At 70.0% G+C, this 13,364-nt stretch carries 16 protein-coding genes; 4 read left to right on the forward strand and 12 right to left on the reverse strand.

From position 1 onward, the window contains the following. Positions 1-83 precede the first annotated feature (83 nt). Positions 84-905, forward strand: a complete 822-nt coding sequence (locus ACWPXE_RS01140; RefSeq protein WP_454016328.1) for a RibD family protein — start codon at positions 84-86, stop codon at positions 903-905. Between the two features lie 144 nt (positions 906-1,049). Here the strand turns inward: ACWPXE_RS01140 and pqqA are convergent, their stop codons facing one another. Continuing rightward, positions 1,050-1,166, reverse strand: coding sequence for a pyrroloquinoline quinone precursor peptide PqqA (pqqA, locus tag ACWPXE_RS01145; protein ID WP_237907549.1), 117 nt, complete (start codon positions 1,164-1,166; stop codon positions 1,050-1,052). 247 nt (positions 1,167-1,413) lie between these two features. Here pqqA and ACWPXE_RS01150 point away from each other — a divergent pair, with 247 nt between their 5' ends. After that, positions 1,414-1,755, forward strand: a complete 342-nt coding sequence (locus tag ACWPXE_RS01150; protein ID WP_454016329.1) for a hypothetical protein — start codon at positions 1,414-1,416, stop codon at positions 1,753-1,755. A gap of 43 nt (positions 1,756-1,798) precedes the next feature. Here the strand turns inward: ACWPXE_RS01150 and ACWPXE_RS01155 are convergent, their stop codons facing one another. Genes ACWPXE_RS01155 through ACWPXE_RS01170 form a run of 4 tightly spaced genes read right to left on the reverse strand, consistent with a single transcriptional unit; the run spans position 1,799 to position 5,713 of the window. Next, positions 1,799-2,629, reverse strand: a complete 831-nt coding sequence (locus ACWPXE_RS01155; protein ID WP_454016330.1) for a quinoprotein dehydrogenase-associated SoxYZ-like carrier — start codon at positions 2,627-2,629, stop codon at positions 1,799-1,801. Positions 2,630-2,633: 4 nt separating this feature from the next. After that, positions 2,634-3,593 (reverse strand): quinoprotein relay system zinc metallohydrolase 2, encoded by a 960-nt coding sequence (locus tag ACWPXE_RS01160; protein WP_454016331.1) that lies wholly within the window; start codon positions 3,591-3,593, stop codon positions 2,634-2,636. A gap of 20 nt (positions 3,594-3,613) precedes the next feature. Further along, entirely contained in the window at positions 3,614-4,696 is a 1,083-nt protein-coding gene (locus ACWPXE_RS01165) for a hydantoinase/oxoprolinase family protein (protein WP_454016332.1), read from the reverse strand. Positions 4,697-4,714: 18 nt separating this feature from the next. Continuing rightward, positions 4,715-5,713, reverse strand: a complete 999-nt coding sequence (locus ACWPXE_RS01170; protein ID WP_454016333.1) for an ATP-grasp domain-containing protein — start codon at positions 5,711-5,713, stop codon at positions 4,715-4,717. A 35-nt stretch (positions 5,714-5,748) separates the two neighbouring features. On the opposite strand from ACWPXE_RS01170, the gene ACWPXE_RS01175 reads away from it, so the two are divergent. Further along, entirely contained in the window at positions 5,749-6,456 is a 708-nt protein-coding gene (locus ACWPXE_RS01175) for a HisA/HisF-related TIM barrel protein (protein ID WP_454016334.1), read from the forward strand. A gap of 5 nt (positions 6,457-6,461) precedes the next feature. Here ACWPXE_RS01175 and fae read toward each other — a convergent pair whose 3' ends face one another. Genes fae through ACWPXE_RS01210 form a run of 7 tightly spaced genes read right to left on the reverse strand, consistent with a single transcriptional unit; the run spans position 6,462 to position 12,850 of the window. After that, the gene (fae, locus tag ACWPXE_RS01180) at positions 6,462-6,989 is read right to left on the reverse strand and encodes a formaldehyde-activating enzyme (RefSeq protein WP_162471583.1); all 528 of its coding nucleotides are present in this window, start codon (positions 6,987-6,989) and stop codon (positions 6,462-6,464) included. Positions 6,990-7,000: 11 nt separating this feature from the next. Further along, positions 7,001-7,930 (reverse strand): triphosphoribosyl-dephospho-CoA synthase, encoded by a 930-nt coding sequence (locus ACWPXE_RS01185; RefSeq protein ID WP_454016335.1) that lies wholly within the window; start codon positions 7,928-7,930, stop codon positions 7,001-7,003. 11 nt (positions 7,931-7,941) lie between these two features. Further along, complete coding sequence (locus ACWPXE_RS01190; RefSeq protein WP_454016336.1) at positions 7,942-8,829, reverse strand: RimK family alpha-L-glutamate ligase; 888 nt, start codon at positions 8,827-8,829, stop codon at positions 7,942-7,944. Further along, complete coding sequence (gene mch / locus ACWPXE_RS01195; RefSeq protein WP_454016337.1) at positions 8,819-9,808, reverse strand: methenyltetrahydromethanopterin cyclohydrolase; 990 nt, start codon at positions 9,806-9,808, stop codon at positions 8,819-8,821. The genes ACWPXE_RS01190 and mch overlap by 11 nt, the downstream gene beginning before the upstream one ends. Next, entirely contained in the window at positions 9,808-10,959 is a 1,152-nt protein-coding gene (locus tag ACWPXE_RS01200) for an ATP-grasp domain-containing protein (protein WP_454016338.1), read from the reverse strand. Before ACWPXE_RS01200 ends, mch begins: the two co-directional genes overlap by 1 nt. After that, positions 10,925-11,821 carry an NAD(P)-dependent methylenetetrahydromethanopterin dehydrogenase gene (locus ACWPXE_RS01205; protein ID WP_454016339.1) on the reverse strand — a complete coding sequence of 299 codons (897 nt, stop codon included), beginning with the start codon at positions 11,819-11,821 and terminating at the stop codon, positions 10,925-10,927. Before ACWPXE_RS01205 ends, ACWPXE_RS01200 begins: the two co-directional genes overlap by 35 nt. 33 nt (positions 11,822-11,854) lie before the next feature. Next, the gene (locus tag ACWPXE_RS01210; RefSeq protein ID WP_454016340.1) at positions 11,855-12,850 is read right to left on the reverse strand and encodes a beta-ribofuranosylaminobenzene 5'-phosphate synthase family protein; all 996 of its coding nucleotides are present in this window, start codon (positions 12,848-12,850) and stop codon (positions 11,855-11,857) included. Between the two features lie 133 nt (positions 12,851-12,983). On the opposite strand from ACWPXE_RS01210, the gene ACWPXE_RS01215 reads away from it, so the two are divergent. Further along, complete coding sequence (locus ACWPXE_RS01215) at positions 12,984-13,361, forward strand: 4a-hydroxytetrahydrobiopterin dehydratase (RefSeq protein ID WP_454016341.1); 378 nt, start codon at positions 12,984-12,986, stop codon at positions 13,359-13,361. Positions 13,362-13,364: the final 3 nt, after the last annotated feature.

The raw sequence follows: 13,364 nt of genomic DNA on the forward strand, positions 1-13,364 counted from the left end.
GGGGGGCGGGCTGCCGCGCGTCCCCTCCTTCCGCGCTGTTGGCTGCGGAATGGGTGGTGTTATCGTCGGGTATGGCTGCGCGTGTGCTGAGGCTTTTTCCGGGACCGCCCGAAGAGGTGGCGCTGGCCGGGCTCTATGTGGCCGATGCGCTGCACAGCTTGGGCAGCGCATCGGCGCCGTTCGTCTATGCGAGCTTCGTCGGCAGCCTGGACGGGCGCATCGCGCTGCAGGACGGCGAAGCGAGCCGCCTTCCGGTCGAGATCACCAGCGAGAGTGATTTCCGCCTGTTCCTCGAACTGCAGGCCCAGGCCGATTGCCTCGTCACCCATGGCGGCTATCTGCGCGACCTCGCGGCGGGCCGGTTGGACGACGTGTTGCAGATCGGGACGCGCGCCGTGGACCGCGACCTTGCGCGGTGGAGGGAGGAGAACGGTTTGGCCGCCCAGCCCGCCGTCGTGATCGCCAGCGCCAGCCTCGATTTTCCGATTCCGCAGTCGGTCATCCGGGAGAAACAGCGTGTTCTGATCGCGACCGGTCGGCAGGCCCCGCGCGATCGGGTCGACGCGTTGCGCGAGCGTGGCTTCCCGGTGATCCTGGCTGGAGACGGTGCATCGGTGGAGGGAGCGCCTCTGGTCCGGGAACTCGGCAACCTCGGTTTCCGCAGCGTGTATCTGCTGACCGGCCCCCGCATGCTCTCCACCATGCTGCGGGACGGAACGCTGTCGCGGCTTTATCTCACCATCGCGCACCGCGTGGTGGGAGGGGAGAGCTTTCACACCATGGCGACGGGGCCACGGTTGGAGGGAGCCGGCCGCCTGCGCCTGTCCTCGCTGTATTACGACAGCGCGGCACCGGATGGGGCGGGCCAATGGTTCGCCCGGTTTGAGCCGCTGCGCCCGGCGTGAGGCCGGTGATCAAACTCAGGCCGGTCCTTGATTGTGGGCCCTGTTGAAACGAACATGCGGGCAGGGGAGACGTGTCTCGCCGCTGCCCGCAGGAAGGTCGGTGGTGGACATGATGAGGCACACGGCTTCGCCGTTACCACGCCATCAAAGCTGTGCGCAGGCGTAGGCGTTGATTTCGGTGCCGACGGCGATCACGCGGATTTTCGGTTTGCGCCAAGTCTTCATGGTGCGCTCCCTCAGTTTTTGGATGGAAAGGACCATCTGCGGTTTTGGTCCTCTCCAGAAAGCCTACCGGTCCAATCCTGGTGCGGCCATCCTACGAATGGATAGTGGCACGGAAAATACGGATGGATTTTTTGTGGTCAATGAATGCCGAATTTATTCGGCTCTGATTGGGATCGGCCGGTCATCCCCGCGGCGATCTCCGAATGCGCGCTTGAGACCGGACGCCTCATCGTCCCACCATGAGGATGCGCTTCTTCGGACAGACCAGCATGGACCCGACCCGATGACGAGGAATGGTGTTCCGGTTGCGTTGCTCGCGCTTCTGATCGGCTGCGGAACGGTGCGGGCCGAGGATGGTTATCCCACCTACGCCCGCGTTGATTACGTCCTCGGCTGCATGCTGTCCAACGGCCAGGGGCCGGACGTCGTGCGCAAATGCTCCTGCAGCATCGATGAGATCGCCGCGCATTTCCCCTACGACAGCTACGTGGCGGTGGAAACCGCGCGGGGCATGCAGGAGGCACCCGGCGAGCGCGCCGCGCTGATGCGTGACGTCGGGTGGATCAAGGATCTGCTGAACGAGTTCCGGCAAGCCCAGGTCGCCGCCGACCTGAAATGCTTCTGACCTGAAATGCATCTGGGCGGTCCGGCGGCGGCGCAGGCGACCTTCACGAACCAGAATTGGCGCGGATCGGCCAGCTCTCCTGGAAAACCCGCCCGTTCGAATCCTCGGCGGTGACGTCCAGCGTTCCCTGCTCCTCCGGCACCAGCGAGAAATGGATGCTGGGGTCTTCGCTCAACGAAATGTCCGATTGCACGTCGAGCACCGGCGCCCCGTTGTAGCGGATGGCGACGGTTTTTACGTAGTGGGCGGGGATGAAGTAATAGTTGAGCTGGTCGTACTGCATGCCGGTGTAGTTGGGGTGGCTGATCAGCAACTGCGCGGTCATCGGCTTTCCGGCGGTGATGCTGTCGGGCAGGTTCAGCTTCATCTTGCCCATGCGGGCGACGGCGAGCTGGGCGTTCTTCAGGGCAGGGGCGGAGCATCCCCCGGACGCCTTGACGAATTGCGTGGTGCGTAGGAGCCGCCCGTCGCCGGTCTCCGCGACGGCGGTGATGTTGGTGTAGGCGTTCACCCGCAGACGGGTGTCGATCGCCTGCGGGCTATCGCCGTGGGCGAAACGGAAGGTCGCGGCCATCGGCACGGGATTTTCATCGACGATGAGGTGGACCGCGGTCACCTGGACGCCGCTTCCCGGCGCCGTCACGATCCGGATGGGCACGACCGCCGCGTCGTTGGCCCGCTTCGGAGCCTCCAGGCTGAGGAGCGGGCCGGCATCCTCGACCGTGCGGCCCGAGAAATACATGTCGCGCAGCATGTCCCAGCGTTCCTCCTGCGGCGAGGCCGCCAGAGCGCCCACGCTGCCCAGGCACAGCCAGGCGGCGCCCGACAGTGCGGCGCCCGACAACCTGCGGATGATCCGGTGCGGTGTGGTCATGGTGTCATTCCCATTCCAGTTCGGCGAAGGCCGCCGTCACGTTGCGCGGGTTGTAGGACTCGAACAGGCGCCAGCGCGGCGCCTCCTCGGCGGCGACCGATTCGACCGCCTGCTGGATCGTGCCGTGGGCGGCCTGGACTTTGCGGACACCCTCGACGACCCGGCTCAGGTAGCGGCGCAGGTCCCCGGCTGCATCCGGCCAGGGGGCCGAGGGCGGGCCGTGTCCGGGAACGACGCGCGCCACCGGTACCGCGGCCAGAGCGTCGAGCGTGCGCAGCCAGCCGAGGACCGATCCGTCGATGGCCGGCGCCCGCTCCATGAACAGGAGGTCCCCGGCCCACAGCGTCTTCGTCTGCCGGTCGAGCACCGTCAGGTCGTTGTCGGTGTGGGCCACCGGCCACGCGACAAGGTCGAGCACGCGCCCTCCCAGATCGAGTTCCAGGCGGTCGGCGACCACGAGGGTCGGCGGGATGATCCGGACCTCCGCGGCGGCAGCGGCACCGACCGCGGCGTCGAACGCCTGCCGGTAATGCTCCCCGCGCGCCGCAAGGGCCGCCTGGAGGTTGCCGTGGGCGACGAAATCGGGCCGGTCGGGCAGGAAGGCCGCGTTTCCCAGAATGTGGTCCGGGTGCATGTGGGTGTTGACGACATAGCGGATGGGCCGGTCGGTGTGGACGCGGATCGCCTCACGCAAACGATGTCCCACAACCGGCGAGCCGCCGCTGTCGATCACGGCGACCGCGTCATCCCCGACGACGAAGCCGCAGTTGGCGATGTCCCCGGCGTTGGTCGCGTCGGTTTCCTCGTGGCGACCGGCGTGCACGAACACACCGGGGGCGACCTCGAACACGGGCAGGGGATCGGCCGTCGCCGGGGCCGCCGCCCCAAACAGCCAGACGGACAGCCAGACACCGGCCAGCGCCGCGCGCGCGGACGGCCGGAGGAACGTGGCCGCAGCAGCCATCGTCCGGTCCTGCATTGTGTTCAATCAGGCAAGTATGAAACCGCGTCGACGGGGGCGGCAACCGGGCAAAGGTGTTTGTGCGACGCACCGTCAAAGGCCAGCCAGCCGACGCTGACGGCGGGGGCGAACCATCCCGTACGCTCCCGCAAGGCTGGCGCCACCGGCAGATGCGCTTCGAAGTCCCGGTAGACCGACCCCCGGCGTTCGGCCAGACGTCGCACCAGGAACCGGCCAACCCCGGCGCCGACGAGCGGCGGGGCGTCGGCCATCGAGCCCCGCGACAGCACCTGATCGAGCGCGTCCTCGATCCGGCGGAGCTGGCGTTCCGCGAGATGGCCGGCGAGCCGGCGGGCCTTCGCCAGGCCGTCCGGCTCCAGGTCGTCGCCGACCATCCGCAGCAGCCGCCGCGCGCTGGCAATGGTTCCATGGTCACGTCCGTCCGCCGTCGGGTGCTGATCGGCGCCCTCCGGAAGCGTCCCGGTCAGGCGGTGAACGTCGGCCATGGTCGCGAACAGCTCCGCCATCAGCGCGCGCCGGCCTCCGCCATAGGGGACCGTGTGGGCCACCGCCATGACCGGAGTACGCACAACGCCCGTGTAGACCAGCTCGCCGCTGTCCAGCCGCTCGGCATCGGAATAGCCGGCATGGAGCGGGCCGCCGCCGCCGAGCGGGACGATGTCGGTCGTCGTGCTTCCGACATCCAGCAGGACTCCGTCGCCGCCCGCTGCGGCCAGCAGCGCCGTGGCGTACCAGTTGGCGGAAGCCACCGCCTCCGCGCAGTCGGGCACGGCATCGACCGGCACCAGCCCGCCAGGGCCGGCGAAGACGCTGAGCGTCGCGGCGGGCAGGGCGGACCGCATCGTAGCGGCGATGCGGCGCACGCCGTCCGCACGGTCGTCGAACAGGTCCGCCAACTCCCCGGTCATCGTCGCGGCGATCCGTTGCGGTTGGCCCCAACGGGCAACCACCGCCGCGACGGCCTGCTCCAAGCGGTCGAGGCCCAGCCAGAGCGGGCAGGGCCACTGGTCGAGGTCGCGGAGCATCCCCGTTTCGTCGAACAGGGCGGCCTTCAGATGCGCTCCGCCGATATCCAATCCGATCAACGCGCCGCCATCCATGGCTCACCCCTCAAGCGTCAGAAGGACCGGTTCGATGCGCGTCACCGGCGGCGGCGGAACCGGCGGGTCGCGCGCCAGATCCAGCACCGCCGCGGCGACGTTCAGCCCCGTCGCGCGCCGCACCACCACGGAGGAGGTGGTGAGACGCGGGTTGACCTCGATGATTGTCGGCCCGTCGGGACCGATGATGACATCGACGCCTACGCACCCGAACAGGCCGGGCAGCGCCGCCGCGACGCCCCTCGCGAGATCGGAAAGGACGGGGGACAGCGCCAATCCGCCAACGGTTCCCCCGCCGTAGGAGAAGACGCCGCCGGACAGGGACACGCTCTGCTGGTTGGCGGTCAGCGGCCAAGCCCGGCCATCGCGGCAGAGCATCGACAGGCTGGCCGGCGTGCCGGGCTGGAAGGGCTGCACCACGAAGCCGCTCCGGTCCGCCTCGGCCAGCCAGCCCTTCCAGTCGGCATGGTCGCGGATCAGCCGGGTGTCGACGCATCCGGCCCCGTCGTCGGGCTTGACGACCCATGGCCCGTTCCCCGGCGGCCCGTCCGCAGCGACGGTACCGACGCGCCAGACCGGGACGACGGGCAGCCCGGCCGCCGACAGCACGGTCGCGGTCGTCGCTTTGCTGGACGCGACGGCCACTGCGTCGGCGCTGCTGTTGAGCAGGCGGCGCCCGCTGGCCTCGACCATGCGGCTGAAGCGCTCCAGCGCGCCGTCGGTTTCCGGGGCGATCGGCCAGACGCCGTCCGCCTGCCGGGCGAGGTCCTCCCAAAGCGACCAGGACTCACGCGGGTCGGTGGTGGTTATGCTGCGCACAGGCGCCGCGAGCGGCGGAAGGCGGGCGTCGCGGGTGACGGTCACCGCCACCCCCGGCACTTCCAGCAGGTCGGCCAGCAGGGCGTGGAGCATCAGGTCGCCCTCGCGGGCGAGGCTGGCGGGGATGGCGGCGTCCGAGGGCATGCCGCCGCCGGTCACGAACTCGACAACCAGGATGCGCATGTTGTCCGCCACCGTGAAGCCGAGGGAGGGGGAAGATGTTCCACGTCGTTCCGGTGATCGACCTGAGGGAAGGTGGGGTGGTGCACGCGCGCCGAGGCGACCGGGACCGCTACCCGCCCCTGCGCTCTTCGCTGTGCGCCGGCAACGACCCGGTGGCGGTGGTCGGCGGCCTGCTCCGCCTGCATCCATTCCCAGTGGCCTATGCCGCGGACCTCGACGCCATCCAGGGCAATGGCGACAACCGGCCGGCACTGGCGCGGCTGAAAGCGGCCTATCCGGATGTTGGATTTTGGGTCGATGCCGGGTTCCGCACCGCCGATGCAGTGCGGGGCTTCGTGGCATCGGGGCTCGGCGACGCGGTGCTCGGCAGCGAGAGCCTGGACGGTCTCGCGCCGCTGGCCATGTTGAAGGCCGATCCGGCCTGGGACCGGGTGATCCTCTCGCTCGATTTCCGCGACCGCTTCGTCGGGCCGCCGGACCTGCCGAACCGCCCCGACCTGTGGCCGCAGCGGATCATCGTCATGACCCTGGCCCGCGTCGGTTCGGGGGAGGGGCCGGACTGGGGGCGGCTCGCGGAGATCGGCCGGATCAAGCCGCAGGCCAGCCTGTTCGCCGCCGGTGGGGTGCGCAACGGCGGCGACCTCCGTGACCTTGCAGCCCGCGGCAGCGCCGGCGCCCTGGTGGCGACGGCGCTGCACGACGGCCGCATCGGCGGTGCGGAACTGGATGCCCTGTCCCGTTAAGGCAGTCACGCGGCGAAGGGGTGCTTCACCTTGTCCTTCTGGCTCATCAGGTCCTGCGCGCTCGGGAAGCTGGCGACCGCGCGTTCGATGGCCTCCTTGGTGGCGCGGTAGTTGTAGTCCTGGATCTTGGCGTTGTCCTTGGCCTCCCAATGGATGAAGACGCCGACACAGATGAAGATGTTGTCGATCTCGTCCTGCGGGATGGTGCCTTCCGAGACGCAGTCGGCCACGGCCTTGGCGACGGCGTGCTGGGCGGGACCGAACATCTGCACGGCCTGTTCCGCGCCCTTGATGGTGACCTTGTTGAACAGGATCGTCGCCGGCTTGCACATCAGGTTGGGTGCGACGACCGCGAGAAGGGCGGTGAAGCCATCCTTGTTGTTGGTCAGCGCGTTGCAGAAGGCCGTTTCCACGGCGCTGCCGCGCGGTCCCATGATCAGGTCGATGTGGGCGACCTCGTTCCCATCACCGACCAGCGACTCGCCGACGAGCACGCGGTTGATCTTCGTGGACTGTCCTCCCCACATCGGCATGTCCTCTCTCCCTAGTGTTGCCGGCGTTCTTCGTGGAGCGCGTCTTTTCGAAGAACGTCCGTTATGACGGGCGGCTGCGGAGATTGCATGAGCCAGAACGCAAGGAGGCAACCCACGACAATATCCGCGGTCGTTCCCGGGTTGACGCCATTGTATTTGAGGTCCCGGTCCAGTTCCGCCAAGCGCGATCGCGTTAGCGTGAATGCACGATCCGGGGCCGTGTTTTCCCTCAATTCCGAAGCCCGTGCGCGTAACCATTCAGAACGCTCCCGCCCGTATTTTCGGATGACATGGCTGTCGGGCAGGGTGGCGAGGAATTCGACATAAATCATTTCCGTGGCCTGTTCGAACCCCGCCCCGGCGTCCAGCCATCGCCGCAGGCTCGGCACGCCGGTGTCGAAGATGTCCGCGAAGCCCGTCGCGTATTGACGGGCGATGGTGTCGCGGTCCTGCGCCTCCCGCATGGCGTCGAGCAGGGTCACTCGCGCCGGGGCGTGCACGTCCGCCCCCTCCACGCGGCCCAGCCCGGCGGGTTCGGCCAGCGTGATCGCCTGGAAGGCCAGATCGGCATCCTCCACCGTCAGGCTGCCGAGGACATGGCGCAACCGATCGCGCAAGGGGGCTTCGCCGGGCATCAGCGCGGCCTGGGCCAGCGGTGCGGCCAGCAGCAGAATGCCGAGGTTGGTGTTGCAGCCGACGGCGTCCCGCGTGGCACGGACGGCGGCGTGCAGCCGCTCCCCGACGCCCAGCCCCGGCCGCGCAAGGATGGGCGCGGTCGTCTCGGCGCTGGCGAGGAATTGGGCGACGGTCATTCCGTGCCCCTCGGCATGGATGTGGACGTTTCCGGGCTTCAGCGCGCGCAACTCCAGATGGCAGGCGGCGCGGTAGGCGCCGGCGACGTCGAAGGCCGGATCGGGGGGAATCGGCGCCCAGTCGATCATGCGTCCACCGATCATGCGCCGACGTGTTCCACGAAGTCGGCGGCCAGGGCGTCGGCGATGTCCACCGCGCTGACCCGTTGCAACCCTTGCCACGCCGGCATGCTGTTGACCTCCAGCACCAGCCAGCGCCCCGCCCGGTCCTGGATCAGATCGACGCCCGCATAGCTCGCACCCACCGCCGCGGTGGCGCGGACGGCGAGCGCGGCGGGTTCGTCGTCGGCGGGGGCGGCCTCGCACGCCCCCCCCTGATGGACGTTGGTGATCCAGCTCCGCCCGTGCCGGGTCATCGCGGCGACCGCCCGTCCGCCTGTCACGAAGACGCGGCGGTCCCGCCACGCGCCTTCGGTCCGCGGCGGGATGAAGGGCTGGAGATAGTAGACGCCGCCGACCGCTTCGGCGTCGGGCAGCGCGTCGGGTCCGTCCAGCCGTTGCAGGCCGCGACCCTGCGCGCCGAACAGCGGCTTCAGCACCTGATCGGGCGTGCGGTCGAGGAGCCGCCGGGCCGGTTCAGCCTCCTGCGTGGCGAGGGCCGGCGGGGTCGGCAGGCCGGCGCGGCCCAGCAGGAAGCTGGTCATGCTCTTGTCCACGCAGCGCTCGATGGCCCGCGCGTCGTTGCAGACCGGCACCCCGAGGTTGCGCAGCGCGTGGAGCACGCCGAGGCGCAGCGTCACCTCTTCGAAGCTGCCCTGGCCCACCGCGCGGACGAAGACGCCCGCCGGCAGCGCGTCCTCGAAGCCGGGGATCAGCAGGCCGGTCGCCGTGTGGTCGACGGCGATCCCGCAGCGCCGCGGCGAGACGCAGCGGCAGGGCAGGCCGCGTGCCTCAATGGCCCGGACCAGCCGCGGCGTGTGCCAGTCGGGCCGCTCGGTGAGGATGAGGGCGGCGCGCTCACCGGACATCGCGGAACGAGCGCTCCACGAGGTTCGGGGCGAGGTTTCCACCGTGGAAGCTGCGCCCGCTGTCCAGAGCGGTGACGGTCACGCGCGCCGGGCTGAACAGCATGGAATCGATGGCGTAGAAGTCCCCCTTCGCCGCCGCGAAAATCTCCGCGAAGGGGCGCCCGTGGTCCCGCGAGGCGGCGGAGGGCAGGCGCTGCGCCAGATCCTCTGCCGCGTCGTCCGGACCGGTGACGTGCAGATGGACGGTGCCGCCGTAGAGGATCGCGTCGTTGGTGCGGCCCATCGCGGTGAGGAAACCGCCGCCCGGCGGCGGCAGCGGCGCCATGCCGATGCCGTCGGCGACACGGTCGAGCGGGAAGCCGAGGGCGTGCAGCTTGTGCAGGGCGACCTCCAGCACGCGGGCGACGACCTGGGTGGTCCCGGCCAGGCTTTGCGTCGGGGTGAGGACCAGGGTCAGCCGGTCCGCGGCGATGCCGCAGGTGGTGGCGATGTGGGCGATCAGTTCGGCGGGCGGCACCGCCGTCGCTTCCATGACGAAGGCCGCCGCGTCGGCCGTGTCGCGGTAGGCCAGTTCGTCGAACAGTGCCTCCTGCCGGGCCAACGCGCGGCCGGGGCCGGAGCCGAGCGCGAAGAAGGCACCCTTTCCGCTGCCGTGGCTGAGGCTCCAGCCGGCATACTGACTGCCGAGGCAAGCGAGGGCCGGCTGCGCGCTGTGGACGGTGACGCCGAACGGCCAGGACGGCAGGCTGGAGATCGGGCCGAACGCCACCCGGCCAAGGCCGCCCATGCACAGTTCAGCGATGCGTCGTCCGGCCTCCAGCCCGCCGGGATGGTCGATCCCGGCATCGACGACGCAGGCCCCGCCGACCCTCCGGATGCCGAGACGGAGCACCGGGGCATCGGCCACCAGCCGCTCAACCAGCGGCGCCGACAGAGCGGCGAGGCTTGGGCGCGGATCGGACAGCGCTTCCGTGGTCATCACTGCATCTCCATCGCGGCGAGGGCCGCCAGTTCGCGTTGCCGCCGCTCGGCATGACGCCGTGCCGCGGTGGCGCTGGGACCCTCCCCGAACACCGTGCAGACCGGCTCGTCGCGCCCGATCAGGGTCGGCGCCGCCGGCCGGTCCGCGGTCCAGGCCGGCCAGCGCTCCCCGGCCTCGATGCGGGTGGGCGCGTCGGCGTAGAGCACCGCCGCCGCCCGGCACCACGACAACGCCGGCAGGCGGTCGGGCAGGCGCCTGGAGCAGGCGTCGACGTGGAGGCCGAGCAAGGGCGGCATCGGCGGGTGGTCGAAGACATCCAGCGTCGCGCCCGGCCGCGGGTTGATCTCCAACAGATGAAGATCCGATCCGGTCACCAGGAAATCGGCGCTGTTCAATCCGACCAGTTCGAATGCGACCGCAAGACGGCTTACCATGGCGGGCAAGGTGCGGGTCCAGCGCTCCGGACAGCGCCATGGTCCGGCGGCGCCGCCGTAGCGGTAGGGGCTTGCCGCGGTCGGCGCGGTCCACTGCCGGCTCAGCCCGACAATGACGGCGCGGTCGCCGTCCGCGAGAAAGAGGACCGATACGGCATGGCCGGCAACGCGGTGCTGGAGATACCAGCCCGGCTTGGCTTTGCCGCCCGTCGCGGGGGTGATGTGCGCGCCGCCGCTGCCGCCGATCCGCTTCCACAGATAATCGCCGGGCGATCCGTCCCAGGCCGGCGCGACCGGAGGGTGAGAGATGCCAAGCCGGTGCAGGATTGCGGCGAGGCGGAACGGGTCCTTGACACGCGCCACCACCTCGGGCCGGTTGCCCATCAGAGGGCGATCCTCCGCGAGGCGCGCCAGCAGCGCCGGATCGTCTTCGAAGCCGGCGCCGTAGACCAGCGACAAGCCGCGCAGCTCCGCCCGCGCCAGGGCGTCCAGAAGGGAGGCGAATTCCAGGCGCAGACCTTCGGCGGGCAGGCGCAGGCAGGGCTCGGCAAGCTGCCTGGTGTCCAGATCCGCGAACAGATCGACGGACGCCGGTCGCCGGCCGGCGCGGCGGGCGGCGGCGGCCAACGCCCGTGCCGACAGGGCCGCGACGACGATGTTTGGACCCTCCGCCACCGCGTCAGCCGGCGATCTGGCGGGCGGCGTCGTAGGCATCGCAGAAATCCAGATACACCGCCGTCTTCGTCGCGGCGAGACGCGTCAGCAGGGCGTGCTGCACCCGGAACTTGACGGCGCCGACCGCCAGCGCGCCGACACCGACGCCGCGCCCGCCGGGAAGCGGCGTACCGTTGTCCTTGGGGCCGACCCCTTCGATCCCGGACGGCGGAACCGCGTTGATGTCCGCCGCGACGAGCAGGCGCCCCGCCGCGGCGAGGTTGCGCGCCGACAGGATCTGAACGCCGGCCCGCCCGCAGCCGAACACCACCTCGGCATCGGCGAGCAGCGCCTCCCGCGCCGCGTCGTCGGGCGCGTCGGCGCAGGCGAGTTCCACCCCGAAGCGACGCCGGAACTCGGCGGCCTTCGGCTCGACGCCCGACAGGCCGCGGTGGCTGACCAGTGTGACGCGCGCCCCGGCGAGCGCCGCGATCACGGCGGCGATTCCGCCGACCACGCCGGTCGCGCCGAACACTTTGAGATTCAGCCCCTTGATCCCGTCCGGGTGGCTGCGGCGCAGGGCACGCTCGACGACGGCGACCATGGCGCCGGCCGTCGTGAAGGCGCCTGACGGATCGACCATGACCGATATGGTGAAGGGCGCGAACATGGCCTTGCGGGCGGCGTCCATCATGTCGAGCGCCAGGACCGCGTCGCGCCCGCCGATGAACAGCCCGGTGCGCGCCGCGTTCGCCGGGTCGCGGGAGAACATCGCGTCCTGGGTGATGCCGGTGACCTCCTCCAGCGCGACGTCGGTGTAGGGGAACAGCGGCCCCATGCCGGCGTCCGCCGCCATGTTGACGTCGAAGGCGCTGACGTGCTTCAGCGGCGTCAGCATGTGCAGAACATAGGGTGCGGCCATCGCGCGCCTCCCGCTTGGCTCGGGTGTGAGGGGTCAGGAGGCCCGCAGCACCACCCGGTCGGTGGTGGATTCCAGCGTCGCGCCGTCGTTGCGGCCACGGGCCAGATGGAAGTCCAGCGCGGACCCCGCCCAGCGGCGCCGCGCCTCCGCCAGCAGGGCCTCGGCCCGCCGGGCGTCGCCGACGATGGCGAAGCCGGTCGGCCCCCAGGAGGTCTGTCCCACGCCGGGAATGCCCTCCGCCTCTAGCCACCCCAGCGCCTCGGCAACCAGGGGGCTGGTGAAGCGTCCGCCCTGGACCGGGGCGAAATGGTCGCCCACGGTGCGCTGCAACTCGCCCACCGCCCGCCCGAAACGGTCGGCGTCGCCCTCGATCAGCGCCGGAAGCGCCGCCATGACGATCAGGCGGCAGAGATGGCCGGCCCGCTCCGCCGGAAAGGGGGGCAGAGCCTTGAAGGCCTGCAACTCGGCGGTGCCGTGCAACCCCTGGCCGTCGCGATGCAGGATCAGCAGGACCCGCCAGGAGTCTGGAAAGGGCAGGCGCGCGACGATGGGCGGCGGCGCGTCGTCCGGCCCCCGGCCACCGTCCAGGATGACGCCGCCATTCTCGAAGGCGCCGATCCCGATGCCGGAACGGGCGCCGCGCTCAAGCTCCGCGGCGAGATGGCGCACCGTCGAGGATCGGCCGTGCAAATGCGCGAGCGCGGTACCGACCGCCAGACCGAGCTGGGTGCCCGACCCCAGCCCGACATGCTCTGGAATCGCTTCCTCCACCGTCAGTTCGGCGCGGGCCGGCCAGCGGAAACGGTCGCAGACCGCCCGCGCGGCCTTCAGCGCGCGCTCCGCCGACGGGCCGCTCGCGCAGAGACGGTCGGAGGGTCGCGCCCGCAGCGTTGTCGCCATCCCATCGAGCGTCAGGCCCAAACTGCCGAAGCGGCGGCCCAGGCCGCCGTTCATGTCGAGAAACCCCAGATGCAACCGCGCGGGCGCCGTGACCCGCACCTCCCTGACTTCATCGACGCCGAGTGGCATGAGAACCTCACTCGCTTAAGGAAAGTTGCGTCGTTCTTTTGAACATGATAATCTTTCATTAAAGAAAGACCCCGATCCAATAGTATATACCTCTTCGGGGTGAGGACTGTTCGGTCGCTTCGGGGAGGAAGACATGACCGCGGTTCAGGAAACCACCTATTCCGATACGGAAATCGTTGAGCGGCTGCAGCAAATATTGCCGCGGTGGCGGTTGGAGGACGGCTGGATCCGGAGGAAATACAAGACGAACAGTTGGAAGGGCACCCTGATGGTGATCAACACGGTCGGCCATCTGGCCGAGGCCGCGTGGCATCACCCGGACCTCACCGCCTCCTATGCCTGGGTCGAGGTGCGGCTGAAGACCCACTCGGCCAAGGGCATCACCGACAAGGATTTCGACCTCGCCCGCAAGATCGAGGAGGTCATCCAGTGGCAACCCGCCCGCGATGGCGGCGCGCTGGAGGGAACGCCCAAGGACGATCCGCGCTTCGCCTACATCAAGTACGACTGACGG

Source organism: Azospirillum sp. Marseille-Q6669 (assembly GCF_965111635.1).